The sequence below is a fragment of the Streptomyces sp. NPDC025784 genome (assembly GCF_055558435.1).
This window is the reverse complement of record NZ_JBVHMN010000015.1, coordinates 1-18,951: the sequence shown is the minus strand read 5'-3', so window position 1 is coordinate 18,951 and position 18,951 is coordinate 1. Positions and strand designations below refer to the sequence as shown.

Here is an 18,951-nt window from a genome sequence, read left to right as displayed (position 1 = left end):
GGAGAGCCGCATGCCATCCCGTACCCACCGCACCCTGCTCACCGCCCTCGCCGCCCTGTCCGCCCTGTCCCTGCTCTCCGCGGGCACGGCCCTGGCGGCCACGGCGCCCGAGCCGGCAGCCGTGGCCGCCGCCGCGAACTGGGACACCGACCGCGCGGCGACCGCCTACGCCGCGAACCCCGCCGCCGTCACGGCCTCGGGCAGCGAGAACGCCGGCACCGCGCCCGGACTCGCCTTCGACGGCAACACCACCACCCGCTGGTCCAGCCAGTTCGCGGACGACGCCTGGATCCGCGTCGACCTGGGCGCCACCCTGCGCATCGACCGTGTGGTCCTGGACTGGGAGGCCGCCTACGGCAAGCGCTACGTGCTGGAGGTCTCCACGAACGGCACGGACTGGACGCCGTTCTACACCGAGACCGCCGGAGCCGGGGGATCGGTCACCGCACACACCTATCCGCAGGAGGTCACCGGCCGGTACGTGCGGATGCGCGGCGTCGAACGCGCCACGCCCTACGGCTACTCCCTCTACGCCTTCAAGGTCTACGGCGGCGAGCCGGCCCCCGCCTCGACGACCCGCTCGAACCTCGCCCTGAACCACCCCGCCTACTCCAACCTGTACCAGCACGCGGGCAATTCACCGGCGTTCGCCACCGACGGCGGCCGGCCCGCCGACCTCAAGGGCGACTCCACGCGCTGGTCCAGCGACTGGAACGCCGACCGGTGGATCTCCGTCGACCTCGGCGCGACCTCGACCATCAGCAGCGTCGACCTGTACTGGGAAGCCGCCTACGCCGTCGACTACGAACTCCAGGTCTCCGACGACAACAGCACCTGGCGGACCGTCCACCGGCCGACGGCAGCCGAGGTGGCGGCCCGCCGCGCCGATGTGAAGGCGCCGGGCGACGCGGCCGGGCGCCACGACACCGTCACCCTGCCGCAGCCCGTGACCGGCCGCTACGTCCGCATGCTCGGCAGGGAACGCCGGTCGTTCTACAACCCGGCTCCGGCGACGGCCCAGTTCGGCTACTCCCTCTACGAGTTCCAGGTCTGGGGCACCGGAGGCAGCGCCACCGCCGCGTACCCGGCGCTGCCCGGCGAACAGCAGGGCGCGTACCGTACGGCGTTCTTCGACGACTTCACCGGCGCCGGACTCGACCGCTCCAAGTGGCGTGTCGTCAGGACCGGTCAGGAGATGGGCCCGGTCAACGGCGAGTCGCAGGCGTACGTGGACTCGGCCGACAACATCAGCACCCAGAACGGCAGCCTCGTCCTGAAGGCGAAGTACTGCAAGGGCTGCACCCGGGCCGGGGGAGGCACGTACGACTTCACGTCCGGACGTGTCGACACCCACACCACGTTCGACTTCACGTACGGGCGGGTCAGCGCCCGGATGAAGCTGCCCGTCGGTGACGGCTTCTGGCCCGCCTTCTGGCTGCTGGGGAGCAACGTCGACGATCCGTCGGTGTCGTGGCCGGCGTCCGGGGAGACGGACATCATGGAGAACATCGGCTACGCGGACTGGACCAGCACGGCCCTGCACGGACCCGGCTACTCGGCCGACGGCAACATCGGCGCCCGGCAGACCTACCCGGCAGGGGGCCGCGCCGACCAGTGGCACACCTACGCCGTGGAGTGGACGCCGACCGCGATGCGCTTCCACGTCGACGACACCCTCGTCCAGGAGACGACGCGCAACAAGCTGGAGTCCACGCGGGGACAGTGGGTCTTCGACCACAAGCAGTACGTCATCCTCAACCTCGCCCTCGGGGGCGCCTACCCGGCGGGCTGGAACAAGGTCACCACCCCGTACTGGGGACTGCCGCAGTCCAGCGTCGACCGCATCGCCGCCGGAGGAGTGCAGGCCGAGATCGACTGGGTGCGGGTCGAACAGAAGGGGTGACGCGTCCGCGGCGACGGCCGCCCCGGATCCGCCGGGACGGCCGTCCCCGCGCCGGCCGTGGCACCGCGTACCGCCCGTCGGCGCGGTCGCCCCGCTCCGCCGGCGTGCCTACGCGTCGCCCGCCCGGGACATCCGCAGGGCGAGGTCCTGCAGCAGATCGGCCGTCTTGACGTCCGTCCGCCCCGAGTCGTGGACTTCGGCGAGTTCGGAGAACAGGAACGCGAAGGCGCCCACGAGCGAGATGGCGGCGGGCAGATAGGCGTCCGCGACCGCCTGCCCGGCCTCCGCGGGCCCCGCGTCGCCCGGCACCTCGACTCGGGGGAACACCTCTGTGACGAGGGCGCCCAGTTGGGTCTCGGCCGACTCGACCCCGGATTCCTCGTCCTGGGCGATCCTGCGCACCATCGCGTTGGTCTCGGTGAGCACGCCGATGGCGCGCAGGATGATCTCCGTCTGTTCCATGCCGTGAGCCTAGACGGGCGAAGCCCCGGTGTGGCCTCGATGTTCGTGCCGGGATGGTAGACAGGGCACATGAACGACTTCTCCCGCCTTTGCCCGGATCGCGTGCGATGACCGCAGGAATCGACACCCCGGACCGCCGGGGCCGCACCGGACTCGACCGCGTCGGCCGTGACCTCACCGGCAACCCCCGCGTCAAGATCCGCGACGTGCGCCTGCTGTCCAGCCACTGGTACGTGGAGCGCACCACCAGCTTCGACTTCCAGCACGCCGACGGCACCTGGAGCACCCAGGAGCGCGAGACCCACGACCGCGGCAACGGCGCCACCCTCCTGCTCTACGACACAAGCCGTGAGACAGTGCTGCTCACCCGGCAGTTCCGCTACCCCGTGTACGTCAACGGGCACTCCGACGGCATGCTGGTCGAGACACCGGGCGGGCTCCTCGACGAGGAGGACGAGCACCCCGAGGTCGCCGTGCGCCGTGAGGTCGTCGAGGAGACCGGACACACCGTCGGCGAGGTCCACCACGTCTTCGACGTCTACATGAGCCCCGGGTCGGTCACCGAGCGGGTGAGCTTCTACGCCGCGTCGTACGGCCCCTCCACGCGCACGCACGAGGGCGGCGGCCTGGACGAGGAGGGCGAGGACATCGAGATCGTGGAACTGCCCTTCGCCCGTGCCCTGGAGATGATCCGGACCGGGGAGATCGCCGACGCGAAGACCATCATGCTGCTCCAATGGGCCGCGCTGGAAGGCCCGTTCAAGAGGGCTTGACTTGAAGTGCTCTTCAAGTTCCAGACTCCTTTCCGGGCCCGAGGACTTCGGGTCCGGACGGGAGGGACACCATGAAGTACCGCACCATCGGCACCGACCCGGGGACCCGCCGTGAGGTGAGCGTGCTCTCGCTCGGCGCGATGCTGTTCGGCTCACTGACGGACGAGCGGACGTCCTTCGCCGTGCTCGACCGCTATGTCGAGGCCGGCGGGAACTTCATCGACACGTCGGACAACTACGCCTTCTGGACCGACGACAGCCAGGGCGGACACAGCGAGGCACTGCTCGGCCGCTGGCGGCGCAGCCGAGGCGTCGGCGACGAGATCGTCATCGCGACCAAACTCGGCGCACGGCCGCTCGCCCCGGGTACGGGCTACGTGGACAATCCCGAAGGCCTCTCCGCCAAGACCGTCCGCGAGGCGTCCGAGCGCAGCCGGGAGCGCCTCGGCGTGGAGCGGATCGATCTGCTGTACGCGCACATAGAGGACCGCACGGTCGACCCGCGCGAGACGGTGGAGGCGTTCGGTGAACTCGTCGCCGAAGGCGGCGTCGGACTCCTCGGGGTGAGCAACCACGCCGTGTGGCGGGTGGAACGCGCCCGCGCGCTCGCCGCGGCGGCGGGCCTGCCCGGATACGAGGTCCTGCAGTACCACCACAGTCTCCTTCGGCCTCGGAGCGACGTGCCGAGCGATCTGTTCCCGGAGGGGAGCCTCGGCGCGGCGACGGGTGAACTGCTCAGCTATCTGCGCGCCGAGCCCGCCCTGACCCTCGTGGCCTACTCACCGCTGCTGACCGGCGCCTACGTGCGGGACGACAAGCCGCTCCCGCCGGACTACGACCACCCGGGAACCCCGGCGCGGCTCGCCGTGCTGCGGGAGATCGCCGAGGAGACGGGGGCAAGCCCCAACCAGGTGGTCCTGGCCTGGCAGATCGGCGCCGAGCTGCCGGTCGTCCCGCTGGCCGGCGCGTCCTCCGTGGCACAGCTGGAGGAGAACCTGGCCGCGGTGGACCTGGAACTGACCCCGGACCAGCGGGCGCGACTGGACGCCGCCCACTGAGCAGGCCGCGGCCTATCCGGGCCCGCCCTCCGGGGACCTGAGCGTGGTGAGGAGCAGCGCGATGTCGTCCGGGCGTTCGCCGGCCTGCCGGGCGGGCGCGGTGAGCAGGTCGGCGGCCCGGGAGAGCGAGGGGCCACCCGGCTTTCCGTGCGGCGTGCCGGCGCGGGAGAGGATCGTCCGCAGCGCCTCGATGCCGTCGTCGATGTCCGTGCCGGGCCGTTCGACCAGCCCGTCGGTGTACAGGGCGAGCACCGCCTCGGGCTCCAGCCGCAGCTCCGTCACCGGGTAGCGGGCCCGCGGGTCCACCCCGAGCACCACACCACCGGGCAGGTCCAGCACCTCGGTGCGCCCGTCGGGATGGCGCAGCAGGGGCGGCGGATGGCCTGCCCGGGCCGCACGGGCGAGGCCCGTGACCGGGTCCACCCGCACGTAGCAGCAACTGGCGAACTGGCCCGGGTCGAGGTCGATGAGCAGCCGGTTGGTACCGCTCATCACCTCGTCCGGCGACCGGTCGCCGAGCGCGAACGCCCGGACCGCGCTGCGCAGCTGCCCCATGGTGGCCGCCGCCTGCACACCGTGCCCCTGCACGTCACCGATGACCAGAGCGAGTCCGTCGCCCGCCTCGACGACGTCGTACCAGTCGCCGCCCACGTCCATGCCCACGGTGCCGGGCAGATACCGGCCGGACGTCTCCACCAGGGGATGCGCCGACAGCCGGTGCGGCAGCAGGGCCTCCTGGAGCCCGCGTGCCAGGGCGGCTTCGTCGTCGTAGCGCCGGGCCCGCTCCAGGGCCTGCGCTATCAGCCCGGCGAGCGCGGTCAGCACCGTACGCTCCTCCACGCCGAAGCTGCGGGATCGGTCGAAGCCGAGGATGCACGAACCCACCGGGCGTCCCGAGGCGATCAGCGGCAGAAAGGCGCGCGCCCCCTCCGTGGCGTCCAGCGGGATCCCCGGATAGGCCGCGGCCAGTTGCTCCATCGACTCGAAGAAGAGGGCACGGCCGTGGGTGAGGGTCTCCACGCCGGGAATCTTCGCGTCCAGGCCCACCCCGTCGAACGGGGCGAGGAACCCTTGCGGGAAGCCCGTCTCCCAGGCCAGGTACAGGCGCCGTTCCTGGAGGAGGTAGATCGCGAGACGACGGCCGCCGAAGGCGGGCAGCAGCTCCCGCATCACCACCTCGGACACCTGGCGGGCCGTCACGGCCTCGGTCAGCGCGATGGCGAGGACGATGGGCCGGTACAGCGGCGCCGTCGTCGGGACGCCGCTGCTCGGCTCGTCGCCCGTGTCCCGGCCGGCCGTCACGGACGCCGGGTCGAGCGGGACGGCCTCCGCGGTCTCGGCGACACGCCCCACCGGCACGAGCCGGCAGGTGAGGCTGGCCGGGCCGGGGAACACGGAGAGCGTCAGCCAGGCGCCTCCGCCGTGTCCGGGCGTGCCCTCGCGTCGCGCGTGCGGGATCCGCACCTGGAACTGCACCGGGTCGGGTGACAGCAGCGCCCCGCGCAGATGGTCCTCGTACACGGGGCGGTCCAGCCACGGCACCGCCTGCCACAGCGACCGTCCGAGCAGTTCCGTCCGCGGACGCCCGAGCAGCTCGGCCGCGCGTTCGTTGACGTAGATGATGAGCCCGAGCCGGTCGAGCGCGAAGACGGCCTCCGGCAGCAGGTCCGCCGCCTGGTCCGCCGCCGGGCCCGGGCCCGGTTCGACGACCACGCCGCTGACCCGGTAGGGCGCGAGCAGGCCCGGACCCGACGTCCACAGCTCCACCACCCGCACCTCGCCGCTCGCGGTGCACAGCGGCATCGGGTGGTGCGGTGGGTGCCCCGCGGCGGTCTCGCGCAGGGCGGCCAGGAACAGGAGGGGTTCGTCGGGGGCGACGGCCGCGGCGAGGGCCTCCGGCGTTCCGGTGAATCCCGCGTGGTCAGTGCCGAGCAGGGCCCACAGACCGTCGTCCGCGATGACGCCGCCGTCGACCGGGTCCCAGGTGAACCGACCGACGCAGCGTGCCGTGGGACCGTCGGCCGGCGGCCGCGTGCACATCGGCTCCCCGTCCCACCGGACGCCGGGCCCGTCCTTGTCCAACGCGGCCAGCGCCGCGCCCAGTTCCTCCGCCACCGCTGTCATCCGGTCGCGGTCCGGCAGCACCTCGGTGGCGTCCGAGGCCGACGGCCGCAGCACCGTGAGCACGCCGTACGACGTCGAGGCCCCCACCACCGGGACGTACAGCGAACCGAACGGGAACGGCAGGCCCGCCGCGAGCTGGGGATAGCGGCGCATGGTCTCGGTCGCGTCCGTCAGGAGGACCTCCACACCGAGCCGATGGGCGTCCGCGACGGGGAAGGGACGGTGTACGTCCATGCGCCACCAGGGCCGGAACAGCGGGCCCGGCAGACCCGCGAGCACGGCGAGCCGCAGCAGGCCCGGCGTGCTCGAACGCAGATAGACGCCCCCCGCGAAGCCGCGAGCCGCGCGGATCGCATCCGTCACGGCCCCGCTGAGCAGGGCATCCAGGTTCTCCAGCGCCTGGACCTCACGCTCGGCGCTCCCAGTCATCGGTCTGCCCTCGTCCGCCCACCGTCAGGGGGGTACCACAGCAAGAATGCTCCTCCGAGGCCCCTGACCGCACCTCGGCGCCCGTAGCGGGACAGGGCCGTCATCAGGGACTCGCCCGGTCGTGCCCAGCGCGAACATACAGGCTTACCGGGATGTTCAGGAGCCGTCCGGCACCTTGTGATTCAGGAACCGTTCCGCGGTGATTCAGGAGCCGTCCCGCGTGACGAGGGTCTCGGCCGCGACGGCCGCGACGGCGTCGGCCACCGACGCCAGCGCGGGGGAGTCCAGCTTCCACTGCTGCCAGTACAAGGGGACGTCGACGATCCGGCGCGGTGCCAGACGGACCAGCCGCCCGGCACGCAGCAGTGGTCCGGCCTGTGCCTCGGGCACCATGCCCCAGCCCATTCCGGCGACGACGGCGTCCACGAACCCTTCCGACGTGGGCATGAAGTGCCGCAGCGCACTCGCGGCGCCGCCACCACGCAGGGCGCGCACGAACTCGTCCTGGAGGCCGTCGTTGCGGTCGAACACCACCAGGGGCATGTCGGCGATCACGTCACGCAGCGGCGTCTGCGCACCCAGCCACCGTTCGGCGAGACCGGGGCTCGCGACCGGCAGGTAGCGCATCCGGCCCAGGGCCCGCACGGAACAGCCCGTCACCGGCTCCGGCGAGGAGGTCACCGCCGCCATGACCAGCCCCTCGCGCAGCAGCGCGGCCGTGTGGTCCTGGTCCTCGCGGCGCAGTTCGAAGCAGAGGCGGAGGTCCTCGGGCACCCGGGTGAGCGCGGGGAGGAACCAGGTGGCCAGCGAGTCGGAGTTCACCGCGATCGACACGCGCGTGGGCTCTCCGGGGCCGGCCATGCCGAGCGCCGCGTGCGCGTCGCGCTCCAGCCGCGCGAGCTGACGGGCGAAACGCACGACGACCTCGCCGGACTCCGTGGGCCGCACCGGCTTCGTCCGCATCAGCAGCACCCGGCCGGTGCGCTGTTCGAGCGCCTTCACGCGCTGGCTGACCGCCGACGGCGTCACATGGAGCGCCGCGGCCGCCGCGTCGAAGGTGCCCTCGTCGACCACGGCGAGCAGCGTGCGCACCTGGTCCATGGGCAGATCTGTCATCACGAGCGCTAATGTTACGTAAGAATCTTTAGCTGTACTCCCGGCGATGTGCTCCATACCGTCGACGACATGACAGCCGCTCTCACCGCCGCCACCGCAGGTTTCTGCACCGGGCTCTCGCTCATCGTCGCCATCGGCGCCCAGAACGCGTTCGTCCTGCGCCAGGGAATCCGCCGCGACGCGGTCCTCGCCGTGGTGGCCATCTGCGCGCTGTCCGACGCCGTCCTCATCGCCCTGGGCGTCGGAGGCGTCGGTGCGGTGGTCGTGGCGTGGCCCGCCGCGCTCACCGCGGTCGGGCTGATCGGCGGCGGCTTCCTCCTCGTGTACGGGTTCCTCGCCGCACGCAGGGCACTGCGGCCCTCGGCCCTGCAGCCGTCGGCCGTGCCGGCGGACTCACGACGGCGTGCCGTGCTCACCTGCCTGGCGCTGACCTGGCTCAACCCGCACGTCTACCTCGACACCGTGTTCCTGCTCGGCTCCATCGCGGCCGACCGCGGGCCGCTGCGCTGGACGTTCGGGCTGGGCGCGGCGACGGCGAGCCTGTGCTGGTTCGTCGCGCTCGGCTTCGGCGCCCGGCTGCTCGGCCGGTGGCTGGCCCGGCCCGCGTCGTGGCGTGTGCTGGACGGCCTGGTCGCCACGACGATGATCGCCACCGGTGGCCTCCTGATCGCCGGCGCCTGAGGTCCGGCTCTGTGAACGTTCCGTCCCCCGGAGGACACGAACCGTTCCCGCTCGGCCATAGTGATCCCTGAAGCGAAAGATGTATCGAGCAATCAGGACGAGTGTGGACACGAGCGAAAGCAGCAAGGACAGCGGCCCCGGGACACACGAGGAGGCCCCCGCGGCAGAGCCGCCGAACCGGCGCGGATGGCGCCGGTGGACCATGGACACCCGGCCGCTGCGCCGCCCCGCCTACCGTCGGCTGTGGTCCTCGACCATCGTCACGGCGGTGGGCAGCCAGCTCACCGCGGTAGCCGTGCCCAAGCAGATCTACGACATCACCGGCTCCTCGGCCTGGGTGGGCTACGCCAGCCTCGCCGGCCTGCTGCCGCTGGTGGTCTTCGCGCTGTGGGGCGGCGCCGTCGCGGACAGCATGGACCGGCGCAAGCTCCTCCTCGTCACCAACACCGGCATAGCCGTCACCTCACTGCTCTTCTGGGCACAAGCGGTCAGCGGACTCGACTCCGTACTCGTCCTGATGGTGCTGCTCGCCCTCCAGCAGGCGTTCTTCGGTCTGAACTCCCCGGCGCGCAACGCCTCCATCGCCCGGCTGGTCCCGGCCGATGAACTGCCGGCGGCCAACGCGCTCGGCTCCACCGTCATGCAGACCGGTCTGGTGGCCGGGCCGTTGCTCGCCGGCGCGCTCATCCCCGTCATCGGCCTGCCCGAGCTCTACCTGATCGACGCCCTCGCCCTGTGCGTCACCGTGTGGGCGGTGGTGAGGCTGCCCGCCCTGCCGCCCCTGACCGACGGGCCGTCCAAGCGGGCGGGATGGCGTGAGGTCGCCGCCGGGTTCCGCTACATCTCCGTCCACAAGGTGCTGCTGCTGTCCTTCCTCGCCGACATCATCGCCATGGTCTTCGGCATGCCCCGCGCGCTGTTCCCGGAACTCGCCGCGCAGACCTACGCGCCGTACGGCGAGGGGCTCGCGCTCGGCCTGCTGTTCGCGGCGATCCCCATCGGCGCCGTGATCGGGGGTCTGATGTCGGGCACCTTCTCCCGCGCCCGGCGGCACGGTCTCATGGTCATCGTCTCGGTCGCGGCCTGGGGAGCCGCCATCACCGGGTTCGGACTCAGCACCAGCCTGTGGGTGGCGGTGGCGTTCCTCGCCGCGGCCGGGATCGCCGACATGGTCTCCATGGTGTTCCGCGGCGCGATCCTGCTGTCCGCCGCGACCGACGAGATGCGCGGGCGGATGCAGGGCGTCTTCACGGTCGTCGTCGTGGGCGGGCCGCGTCTGGCCGACGTCCTGCACGGCACGGCCGGCTCGCTCTTCGGACCGCGCGCCGCGGTCGCTGGCGGCGGTCTGCTGGTGATCGCCGCCGTGCTGGGCCTGGCCGCCGTGACCCCTGCCCTGAGGCGTTACACGATCTGACGCCACAGCGGGCCGGGGTGGCTCTAGAGTGATCGCCATGGGGGCGACACGACCTACATCACAGTTCCACGCGCCGAACATCGGTGCCTCGTCAGGCGTCGACCGGCTGGTGGGGGCGCTCGACGCGCAGGACGCCAATGACGGCGTCCGCCGACTGCGCGCCTGGGCGCACACGGCACTGGACGTACGGCCGGGGGAGCGGGCGCTCGACATCGGCTCCGGCACCGGTTCGCAGACCCGGCACCTGGCGGCCGCCGCGGCGCCCGGCGGCGCGGCACTCGGCATCGAGCCCAACCCGGGGCTGCGCGCGGTGGCCGAGCAGCGCACGGAACCGGGCGACCGGGCCCGCTTCATGGACGGCGACGCGCTGTCCCTGCCCGTGCCCGACGCCTCGATCGACGTGGTGTGGTGCGAGCGCGTGCTCCAGCACCTCCTCGAACCGGAGAAGGCCGTCGTCGAGATCGCCCGCGTCCTGCGCCCCGGCGGGCGGGTGGCCCTGCTCGATACGGACTGGGCGACCACGATCCTGCACCCGGGGGACCCGGAGACCGTCGCGGCCGTCACCTCCGGCGCTCTCTCGGCGGCGGCCGACCCGTACTCGGGACGCAAGCTGGTGGGCCGGCTGGCGGCTGCCGGGCTGGTGGTCGACGACCGGGGTTCGCAGGCGCTGCTCCAGGACCACACCACGGTCGCCTGGCCGCTGATCCGTATGCTGGGCGAGTCCGCCGTACGCCGCGGCCTCGTCACCGAGGTGCAGCGCGACCTCCTGTACGAGGACCTCACCGAGGCCGCCGCGCATGGGGCCCTGCACATGTCCGTGACCATGTTCGGGGCGGTGGCGCACCGCCCGGGGTGACCCGCTCGGAGTACCGGAGCGAGCGGTGGTCGTCGCGTCCGGTTTGAATGGGCATATCGTCCGAATCAAACCGGAATACAATGGTATGACCGTCGTTGACGGAGGTACCGCAGTTTCCCCTGGCATTGGGGGTACACGAGCAACATGAACACCGCGACCTATGAAGTGATCGCAGCCAGTTCCGCGGTGAACGCGATCGCCGCCTTCGTGGGTGGTCTCGTCATCGCAGGTGCGCTCGTCTGGGCCGTCCGGATGGGCATCAGCGTGCGGCGCGAGGAGCTGGACCCGCCCACCCCCGAGGAGCAGCCCAAGCTGCCCGCCGAGGGGGCGATCCACGAGATCCGGGAGATGCGGGAACCCGACGAGGTCCCGCACGCCGTGGACGAGAGCGAACGGCTGATGCCGTACAACCTCCACGCCGCGGGCAGCAAACACGCCGACGATCAGCATCGCAAACGCTGGGTCCCCGGATCCAGCGGTTCCTTCGGAAGCGGCGGCCCCGGCAGGACCTGACCGGGCCACGCGCAGCGGACATGACCGCCCCGTCGGGCGGTCATGTCCGTCTGTCGTGAGGGAGGTCGGCCGCCGAGTCCTCCGGAGCCAGATCGGGGCGCAGTCGCAGCCAGGACGGCTGCCGCAGCAGACCGGCCCGGGTGCGGGTGCTGTAGCGGACCTCGCCCACCAGCCGTGGCACCACCCAGTGCGCCCCGGTCACCCGCGGTGCCGGGGTGAAGGGGCAGCGGTCCGTCGCGGCGGCCCGCAGCAGCCGGGCCAGCTCGGCGCGCTCCGTCTCGCTCCAGCCGGTCCCCACGCTCCCCACGTACCGCAACGCGCCCTCCGCGTCGCGCTGTCCCACCAGCACGGCACCGGGAAGCCCGGCCAGCCGTCCCCTGCCCGGTGCCCAGCCGCCGACGAGGACGTCCTCGGCCCTCATGTTGCGGATCTTGATCCAGGAGCGTGAGCGCACCCCGGGCTCGTACACGGAGTCCAGCCGCTTGCACACCAGCCCCTCCAGACCACTCTCCCGAGTCGCGCGCAGGGCCGCCTCGCCGTGGCCGACGAGCGCGACCGGGGTGGACCAGAACGGTCCGGCCAGGGCGAGCCCGTCCAGTTCCTCGCGCCGTCGCGCGTAGCGCAGTCGGGTCAGGTCACCCGCGAGGTGCATGACGTCGAACAGCACGAGGTGCGCGGGGGCCTGTGCGGCACGGCGAGCCGCCTTGCCCGGCGATCCGGCGAGCCCCATACGGGACTGGAGCAGCTGGAAGTCGCCACGCCCGCGCTCGTCCAGGACGAGGATCTCGCCGTCCAGGATCGCCGGTGTTCTCCCCAGAGCGGCACCCAGCGGACGCAGCTCCGGGTACGCGGCGGTGATGTCCTCGCCGGACCGGGCACGCAGCACCAGACCGCCGTCCCCGGGCAGATAGACCACGGCGCGCTGGCCGTCCTGCTTCGTCTCGTACGCCCAGCGCATGTCCTGACCCCTGGGTGGGAGCGTGCCGGGCGTGGCGAGCATGGGAGCGATCAGGGGCAGTCTCACAGCTGTGTTCTCGACAGGCCTCGCGCGGCGCACGCTCGGGCGGCGGCCGTTTCGCCTGAACGGCGGCGCACCTCCGCCTCCCGTGTCCGATGGTCCCTTCTCCGTACGGTGCCGCCGGCCCGGCCGTGCCGGCGGCACCGTGCCGCCGGCCTCCGCTACCGGCCCTCCTCCAGGGCCTGCGCCATCAGGGTCTGGAGACGCAGTCCGCGGTGCGCGTCGAGTTCGCCGGACCGTCCCGTCCGTACGGCCGTCGCGAACTCGCGGCGCAGCACGGGCCAGGACTCCTCGTGGTCGAGCGCCGAACCGTCGAAGACCAGTTCGGGATGCCGGCCGAACAACTCGATCCGCGTGATGCCGCGCTCGACCTCGACCGAACCGGACAGCGAGGCCTGACTGACCGCGCCGCCCTCGTGTTCGCAGGTGAGCTCGACCCACCGGCGGGGGTCCCCGGTGGCACGCACGCGGAGGACCGGACCGAGGGCCGCGTCCAGCAGATCGAGGATGTGCGGCCCGATGTCCAGCAGCGCCCCGTGTTCCAGGCGCCACGGGGTCGCGAAGGCCCCGCCCAGGAAGGCGCCGCCCACAATGCACGACCTCGCCCCGGAGACGTCCAGCTCCCGGGCCTTGGCCAGGAATCGCCGGGTCTCCGGGTGATAGCGGTTCGACAGGACGAGCTGGGAGACGACCCCCGCGCTGTCGATGGCGTCCACCAGCTCCCGCGCAGCGGCCAGATCGAGGGCCAGGGGCTTCTCCAGCAGCAGGGCCTTGCCGGCCTTCGCCGCCCGCAGGGCCAGTTCCGCCTGCACGTCGGGCGGAACGCAGAAGGCGACGGCCTCGCAGGTGTCGAGCAGTTCCTCGAACGTCCCCGCCACGGCGGCCCCGTAGGGTGCGGCAGTCTCCCGCGCGGCCTCGGGACGCCGGGCCCACACCGAGGTCAGCCGCGTCTCGGGCCCGGCGGCGAGCACGCGCGCGTGGACCATGCGTGCCCATGGCCCCGCGCCGACCAGCCCGACCGAGACGGGTGCGTGCGGCCAGTCGTGGGCGTTCTTGGTCACGAGGAGCTCCTCTGCTGTGCTGTGTGGTGCGGGTGTGCGTCGTCCCGACGAGCCGACGGCCCGTCAGGACCAGGGCCGTCGAACCGCCTGACGAGCACACTTCACCACGCCGTCCCGCATTCCGGCCAGAGCCCGCCGTCGCCGGGGCCACGACCTCCGCACCCGCCGGCCCGTAACTTGACCTGATTGAGGGGGATACCGGCTGAGGAGACTCATAGGCTGTGCGCGCGAGTGATCACCGTCGACCCGAAGGAGCGAACGTGACGCCACGCCCGCAGCAGGCCGCAAGACGCTCAACCGTCCTTCGCCGGGAAGCCGTTGTCGCCACCGTCCCCGTCGCCGTGGCGGCCCTGCTCGCCGCGGCCGGACCGGCCGCGGCGAGCACCGTCGGCTCGGCCGGCGCCGGGGATCCGTACTTTCCCCTCGCGGGCAACGGCGGCTATGACGTCCGTCACTACGACCTGACCCTCGGCTACGACCCGCACAGCCGTCACCTGGACGGCAAGGCGGTCGTCACCGCCCGTGCGACACAGCGCCTGACCCGCTTCGACCTCGACCTCAAGGGGCTGAAGGTCACCGGCGTCACCGTCGACCACGTGAAGGCCGCCTTCCGCCGCGACGGCCAGGAACTCGTCGTCACACCCCGGCACGCCCTGTGCGAGGGGCAGGAGTTCAAGGTGACCGTCACCTACTCCGGTACACCGAAACCGGTCACCGACCCCGACGGCTCCCTCGACGGCTGGATCCCCACCGACGACGGCGCGTTCGTGGCCGGCGAACCCCAGGGAGCCATGACCTGGTACCCCGCGAACGGCCACCCCACGGACAAGGCCTCGTACGACTTCACCCTCACCGTCCCGAAGGGCTACACCGCCGTCGCGAACGGCCTCCTGCGCGGGCAGCGCACCTCCCACGACCGGACCACCTTCCGCTGGCGGCAGTCCGAACCGATGGCCGCCTACCTGGCGACGGCGACCGTGGGGAAGTTCAAGGTCGAGCAGTACACCACCCGGGACGGGCTCAGGGTCTACAACGCCGTCGACCCGCGTGAGGCGACCGCCGCCGCGCCGGTCCTGAAGAAGCTGCCGTCGGTACTGGCCTGGGAGAGCGAGGTGTTCGGGCGCTACCCGTTCCGCGCCGCCGGCGCCATCGTCGACCGGGCACCCCAGGTCGGCTACGCACTGGAGACCCAGACGCGGCCCGTCTACGACTCCGCGCCCGACCTGGGCACCCTCGTCCACGAGAGCGCCCACCAGTGGTTCGGGGACTCGGTCTCCCTCACCCGGTGGAAGGACATCTGGCTCAACGAGGGCTTCGCGACGTACGCCGAGTGGCTCTACACCGAGCAGCACGGCGGCAGGAGCGCGCAGAAGACGTTCGACTCCCTGTACGCCAGTCCCGCCGACAGCGATCTGTGGGCGTTCCCGCCCGGCGACCCCGGCAGCGGCGCGCACATCTTCGACACGCCCGTGTACGCGCGCGGCGCCATGACCCTGCACAAGGTGCGCACCGCCGTCGGTGACCGCGCCTTCTTCCGCATCCTGCGGAACTGGGCCGCCGGGCACCGTGACGGTCACGGCACCACGGCCCAGTTCGTCCGCCTCTGCGAGCGGGAGTCCGGCAAGGACCTCGGGCACCTGTTCCACACCTGGCTGGAGACCGCGGGCAAGCCGTCCTCGTCCTGAACCTCGCCGCGGCCCCGGCTCCGCTCCGCGGGGCGGCCCTCAGGTGGGGCGGAGCCAGACGGTGGCGAGGGGCGGCAGGGTCAGCTCGATGCTGGTGGGACGTCCGTGCGACGGCTCGGACTCGGTCTTGACCGGGTGGGGGGCGTGGATGCCGCTGCCGCCGTAGCGGGCATGGTCGGTGTTGAGGATCTCCTGCCAGGCGGGGACGTCCTCGGGGACGCCGATGCGGTAGCCGTGCCGCACGGCGGGCGAGAAGTGGCAGACGGCGAGCAGTGGGGTGCCGTCGGCGTCGTACCGGACGAAGGCGAGCACGTTGTCGTCCGCCGCGTCGGCGGTGATCCAGCTGAACCCGGAGGGATCGGTGTCGCGCTGCCACAGCGCGGGTTCACGCCGGTGGACCGTGTTGAGCTCGCGGACGAGGTCGCGGACGCCGCGGTGGTCGGGTTCGGCGGGGTAGGCGGGGTCGAGGAGCCACCAGTCGGGGCCGTGCGCCTCGGACCATTCGGCGCCCTGGGCGAACTCCTGTCCCATGAAGAGGAGTTGCTTGCCGGGGTGGGCCCACATGAAGCCGAGGTAGGCGCGCACGGTGGCGCGTTGCTGCCACCAGTCTCCGGGCATCTTGGAGACCAGTGAGCCCTTGCCGTGGACGACCTCGTCGTGGGAGATGGGCAGGACGTAGTTCTCGCTGTAGGCGTACACCATCGAGAAGGTCATCTCGTTGTGGTGGTACTTGCGGTGGATCGGCTCGCGCTGGATGTACTCCAGCGAGTCGTGCATCCAGCCCATGTTCCACTTCAGCCCGAACCCGAGTCCCCCGTCGGACGTCGGCCGGGTGACGCCGTCCCAGGCGGTCGACTCCTCGGCGATGGTGACGACGCCGGGGTTGCGGCGGTAGACGGTGGCGTTCATCTCCTGGAGGAAGGCGACCGCGTCGAGGTCTTCCCGTCCGCCGTGCTCGTTGGGGACCCACTGTCCGGGTTCGCGGGAGTAGTCGAGGTAGAGCATGGAGGCGACCGCGTCGACGCGCAGGCCGTCGATGTGGAACTCCTCGCACCAGTAGACGGCGTTGGCGACGAGGAAGTTGCGGACCTCGTGCCGTCCGTAGTCGAACTCGAGGGTGCCCCAGTCCGGATGGGCGGCACGGCGTGGGTCGGCATGTTCGTAGAGCGCGGTTCCGTCGAATTCGGCGAGGGCCCAGTCGTCGCGGGGGAAGTGTGCGGGCACCCAGTCCATCAGGACGCCGATGCCGGCCCGGTGCAGGGCGTCGACGAGGTACCTGAAGTCGTCGGGGGTGCCCAGTCGTGCGGTGGGGGCGTAGAAACCGGTGACCTGGTAGCCCCACGATCCGCCGAACGGGTGCTCGGCGAGCGGCATGAACTGGACGTGGCTGAAGCCCAGGTCGGATATGTAGGCGGGGAGCTGCTCGGCGAGCTCGCGGTAGGTGAGTCCCGCGCGCCAGGACGGCAGGTGCACCTCGTACACGGAGAACGGCGCCACGTGCACCGGGCACTTCGCCCGCCCCGCCATCCACTCGGCGTCGTGCCACTCGTAGTCCGACTCCGTCACGATGGATGCCGTGGCCGGGGGTGTCTCGGTGCGCCGGGCCATCGGGTCCGCGCGCAGCGTGCGGGTCCCGTCGGGGCGGGTGATGTCGAACTTGTACCGGGCGCCTTCGCCCATTCCGGGGAGGAACACCTCCCAGATGCCGCTGGAGCCGAGCGACCGCATCGGGAAACCGGCGTTGGTGTCCCAGTGGCAGAAGTCGCCGCAGACCCTGACCCCCTGCGCGTTCGGCGCCCACACGGTGAAGCGGGTGCCGCTCACACCGTCGACCGTCATGGGGTGCGCGCCGAGGGCCCGCCACAGTTCCTCGTGCCGGCCCTCGCTGATGAGGTGCAGGTCGAGTTCGCCCAGCGTGGGCAGGAAGCGATAGGGGTCCTGCGTCTCGAACGGGGTGCCGTCGTACGTCACCGACAGCGTGTAGGCGGGGATCGCGTCGAGCGGCAGGACGCGCGAGAAGATCCCGTCGCCCGTGTTCTCCAGTTCGGTGCGCAGCCCGTCCACCACCACGGCCACGGACTGCGCGAACGGGCGCAGCGCCCGGAACACGACGCCGTCCGGGACGAGATGCGCACCCAGCAGGGCGTGCGGGTCGTGGTGGGCACCCGACAGCAGACGCGCGCGGTCCGGCGCGTCCATCGGGGCGGAAGCGGCCGGCCGTACGCCGGCCGGTGCGATGCGGGCTGTCACGACTTCAGCCTCCTCGGGGGAAGGGGAACGGGTGGGACAACTGGTCATCGGACCTCGGCGGAGGCGAGGCGGCCGACCGCGGCCATCGGCACGGGCAGCCAGTCGGGGCGGTGTCGCGCCTCGTACAGCACCTCGTACACGGCTCGGTCCGTCTCGTAGGCGCGGAGCAGCTCGGGTTCCTCGCGGGGATCCCACTCCGCCTCGGCGGCGTAGCCCGCGCAGTAGGCCTCGCGGCAGCGTTCCGCCCACTCGGGCCGCCAGGGCTGGCGGGACCGGGCGGCGTAGTCGAAGGATCGCAGCATTCCCGCGACGTCGCGAACGGGGGACTGGAGGCGGCGCCGTTCGGCGAGCGGACGGGCCGGCTCGCCCTCGAAATCGATGACGGACCACCGCTGCCCGGCGCGGAGCACCTGGCCGAGGTGGAGGTCACCATGGATCCGCTGCGCGGGCCGGACGCCCGAGTCGAGGGACGCGAGCGCGTCGAACGCGGAACGCAGTCCGGCCGCGTACGGCCGGAGTTCGGGCACCGAGTGGACGGCGGCGTCGAGCCGTTCGCGCATCGCCTCCGCAAGCCGTCTGTTGCGGGGCGGGCTCGGCGCGTCGACGGGCAGGGCCGAGGCCAGGGCGAGGTGCACCTCGGCGGTGGCGCGCCCCAGTTCGTAGGCCTCGTCGGTGAACTCGCGGTCCGCGGCGAGGGATTCGAGAGCGAGGCTCCAGCCGTCCGTGGCCCCGGGCAGGAACGGCTGGAGTACACCGAGGGTCGCCTCCTGCGGCTGCGAGGTCCGGAACCAAGCGGCGGGAGCGGGGACCCGGGTGCAGCCCTGCCGGGCCAGCGCACACGGCACCTCCAGGTCCGGGTTGATGCCGGGCTGGATGCGGCGGAACACCTTCAGGATGAACGAGTCCCCGTACACCAGGGACGAGTTGGACTGCTCGGCGTCCAGCAGACGCGGAGCGAGACCGGCCGGCAGTGTCACTCGTATGTCGCGCTCGAAACGCAGCGGTCCCGCGGTGCCGGGCCGGCGCAGGCGCTCCAGCAGCAGTCCGGCGGCCCGGGTGTCGTGCAGCGCGTCGTACACCATGAGGCCGGAGAGCGGGCCCGCGCTCGCCCGGCCGATGACGGCATGGGCGAGCCGCGGCGGCACGACCTTCCGTATCCCGAGGAGGAGTTGGTAGCAATCGTCGGCCGGGGGAGCGCCGGCACCGGTGGGGGAGCGGGAGTCGAGGAATTCCGTTCGGACCAGCAGGTGCAGGCACCCCGGGTACAGCTCGGTCGACGACACCAGGGTCAGATCCGTGACGGGCCTGCCCTTGCCCGCGAACCAGCGCTGCCGGGGGAGCCACTCACGCAGCAGCCCGGCGAGCGAGGTCAGCAGCGGAGCGGGACCTTGGCCGCTCGGACGGTGCAGCGCGGTCTTCGCCATGGCGACACGTCCTTTCAGGGGCGGGCGGGCTGTGGGGCACGGCGGTGGGCGTTCAAGAGCGCCTTGCGGTGACGGGGGCCATCCCGGGACGGAGCCGGAACCAGTAGAAGCCGTGTCCGGCGAGGGTGAGCAAGTAGGGGAGTTCTCCGATGGCCGGGAATCGCACGCCGCCGATGAGTTCGAC

General features: G+C 72.1%; 16 protein-coding genes. 8 read left to right on the top strand and 8 right to left on the bottom strand.

The features are described 5' to 3' along the window. Positions 1-10: 10 nt before the first annotated feature. The gene (locus tag ACZ4IF_RS29605) at positions 11-1,903 is read left to right on the top strand and encodes a discoidin domain-containing protein (RefSeq protein WP_467568189.1); all 1,893 of its coding nucleotides are present in this window, start codon (positions 11-13) and stop codon (positions 1,901-1,903) included. 108 nt (positions 1,904-2,011) lie between these two features. Here the strand turns inward: ACZ4IF_RS29605 and ACZ4IF_RS29600 are convergent, their stop codons facing one another. Next, positions 2,012-2,365, bottom strand: a complete 354-nt coding sequence (locus ACZ4IF_RS29600; protein WP_359504250.1) for a hypothetical protein — start codon at positions 2,363-2,365, stop codon at positions 2,012-2,014. A gap of 107 nt (positions 2,366-2,472) precedes the next feature. Between ACZ4IF_RS29600 and ACZ4IF_RS29595 the strand changes: the two genes are divergently transcribed. Next, positions 2,473-3,138 (top strand): NUDIX domain-containing protein, encoded by a 666-nt coding sequence (locus tag ACZ4IF_RS29595; RefSeq protein ID WP_467568186.1) that lies wholly within the window; start codon positions 2,473-2,475, stop codon positions 3,136-3,138. 71 nt (positions 3,139-3,209) lie between these two features. Further along, positions 3,210-4,196 (top strand): aldo/keto reductase, encoded by a 987-nt coding sequence (locus ACZ4IF_RS29590; RefSeq protein WP_467568184.1) that lies wholly within the window; start codon positions 3,210-3,212, stop codon positions 4,194-4,196. A gap of 12 nt (positions 4,197-4,208) precedes the next feature. Here the strand turns inward: ACZ4IF_RS29590 and ACZ4IF_RS29585 are convergent, their stop codons facing one another. Then, complete coding sequence (locus ACZ4IF_RS29585) at positions 4,209-6,749, bottom strand: SpoIIE family protein phosphatase (protein WP_467568182.1); 2,541 nt, start codon at positions 6,747-6,749, stop codon at positions 4,209-4,211. A gap of 204 nt (positions 6,750-6,953) precedes the next feature. Next, the gene (locus tag ACZ4IF_RS29580) at positions 6,954-7,868 is read right to left on the bottom strand and encodes a LysR family transcriptional regulator ArgP (RefSeq protein ID WP_467568180.1); all 915 of its coding nucleotides are present in this window, start codon (positions 7,866-7,868) and stop codon (positions 6,954-6,956) included. A gap of 66 nt (positions 7,869-7,934) precedes the next feature. Between ACZ4IF_RS29580 and ACZ4IF_RS29575 the strand changes: the two genes are divergently transcribed. The 4 genes from ACZ4IF_RS29575 to ACZ4IF_RS29560 all read left to right on the top strand — a co-directional run bounded on the left by ACZ4IF_RS29575 (position 7,935) and on the right by ACZ4IF_RS29560 (position 11,329). After that, entirely contained in the window at positions 7,935-8,546 is a 612-nt protein-coding gene (locus ACZ4IF_RS29575; RefSeq protein ID WP_467568178.1) for a LysE/ArgO family amino acid transporter, read from the top strand. Positions 8,547-8,649: 103 nt separating this feature from the next. Next, on the top strand, positions 8,650-9,960 hold the full coding sequence (locus tag ACZ4IF_RS29570; protein ID WP_467568176.1) for an MFS transporter: 1,311 nt from the start codon (positions 8,650-8,652) through the stop codon (positions 9,958-9,960). Between the two features lie 37 nt (positions 9,961-9,997). After that, positions 9,998-10,816, top strand: a complete 819-nt coding sequence (locus ACZ4IF_RS29565) for a methyltransferase domain-containing protein (RefSeq protein ID WP_467568174.1) — start codon at positions 9,998-10,000, stop codon at positions 10,814-10,816. Positions 10,817-10,960: 144 nt separating this feature from the next. Continuing rightward, a complete protein-coding gene (locus tag ACZ4IF_RS29560) occupies positions 10,961-11,329 on the top strand; it encodes a DUF6479 family protein (protein WP_359504270.1) in 369 nt (122 codons plus the stop codon). 40 nt (positions 11,330-11,369) lie between these two features. Here the strand turns inward: ACZ4IF_RS29560 and ACZ4IF_RS29555 are convergent, their stop codons facing one another. Both ACZ4IF_RS29555 and ACZ4IF_RS29550 read right to left on the bottom strand, forming a co-directional pair. After that, complete coding sequence (locus ACZ4IF_RS29555; RefSeq protein ID WP_467568171.1) at positions 11,370-12,353, bottom strand: ATP-dependent DNA ligase; 984 nt, start codon at positions 12,351-12,353, stop codon at positions 11,370-11,372. A gap of 155 nt (positions 12,354-12,508) precedes the next feature. Continuing rightward, complete coding sequence (locus tag ACZ4IF_RS29550) at positions 12,509-13,333, bottom strand: Gfo/Idh/MocA family protein (protein ID WP_467568563.1); 825 nt, start codon at positions 13,331-13,333, stop codon at positions 12,509-12,511. 335 nt (positions 13,334-13,668) lie between these two features. Between ACZ4IF_RS29550 and ACZ4IF_RS29545 the strand changes: the two genes are divergently transcribed. Further along, a complete protein-coding gene (locus tag ACZ4IF_RS29545) occupies positions 13,669-15,093 on the top strand; it encodes a M1 family metallopeptidase (protein ID WP_467568169.1) in 1,425 nt (474 codons plus the stop codon). 39 nt (positions 15,094-15,132) lie between these two features. Here the strand turns inward: ACZ4IF_RS29545 and glgB are convergent, their stop codons facing one another. From glgB to ACZ4IF_RS29530, 3 genes are all read right to left on the bottom strand, one after another. Then, on the bottom strand, positions 15,133-17,292 hold the full coding sequence (gene glgB / locus ACZ4IF_RS29540; protein ID WP_467568561.1) for a 1,4-alpha-glucan branching enzyme: 2,160 nt from the start codon (positions 17,290-17,292) through the stop codon (positions 15,133-15,135). A 95-nt stretch (positions 17,293-17,387) separates the two neighbouring features. Beyond that, on the bottom strand, positions 17,388-18,767 hold the full coding sequence (locus ACZ4IF_RS29535; protein WP_467568167.1) for a maltokinase N-terminal cap-like domain-containing protein: 1,380 nt from the start codon (positions 18,765-18,767) through the stop codon (positions 17,388-17,390). 52 nt (positions 18,768-18,819) lie between these two features. After that, a partial coding sequence (locus tag ACZ4IF_RS29530) for an alpha-glucosidase C-terminal domain-containing protein (protein WP_467568559.1) occupies positions 18,820-18,951 on the bottom strand: 132 nt, incomplete at its 5' end.

Excerpts from the sequence above, each read along its gene's own strand:
- ACZ4IF_RS29605 (WP_467568189.1), top strand. The coding sequence starts at position 11 with ATGCCATCCCGTACCCACCGCACCCTGCTCACCGCCCTCGCCGCCCTG.
- ACZ4IF_RS29600 (WP_359504250.1), bottom strand. The coding sequence starts at position 2,365 with ATGGAACAGACGGAGATCATCCTGCGCGCCATCGGCGTGCTCACCGAG.
- ACZ4IF_RS29595 (WP_467568186.1), top strand. The coding sequence starts at position 2,473 with ATGACCGCAGGAATCGACACCCCGGACCGCCGGGGCCGCACCGGACTC.
- ACZ4IF_RS29590 (WP_467568184.1), top strand. The coding sequence starts at position 3,210 with ATGAAGTACCGCACCATCGGCACCGACCCGGGGACCCGCCGTGAGGTG.
- ACZ4IF_RS29585 (WP_467568182.1), bottom strand. The coding sequence starts at position 6,749 with ATGACTGGGAGCGCCGAGCGTGAGGTCCAGGCGCTGGAGAACCTGGAT.
- ACZ4IF_RS29575 (WP_467568178.1), top strand. The coding sequence starts at position 7,935 with ATGACAGCCGCTCTCACCGCCGCCACCGCAGGTTTCTGCACCGGGCTC.
- ACZ4IF_RS29565 (WP_467568174.1), top strand. The coding sequence starts at position 9,998 with ATGGGGGCGACACGACCTACATCACAGTTCCACGCGCCGAACATCGGT.
- ACZ4IF_RS29560 (WP_359504270.1), top strand. The coding sequence starts at position 10,961 with ATGAACACCGCGACCTATGAAGTGATCGCAGCCAGTTCCGCGGTGAAC.
- ACZ4IF_RS29550 (WP_467568563.1), bottom strand. The coding sequence starts at position 13,333 with ATGGTCCACGCGCGCGTGCTCGCCGCCGGGCCCGAGACGCGGCTGACC.
- glgB (WP_467568561.1), bottom strand. The coding sequence starts at position 17,292 with ATGGACGCGCCGGACCGCGCGCGTCTGCTGTCGGGTGCCCACCACGAC.
- ACZ4IF_RS29535 (WP_467568167.1), bottom strand. The coding sequence starts at position 18,767 with ATGGCGAAGACCGCGCTGCACCGTCCGAGCGGCCAAGGTCCCGCTCCG.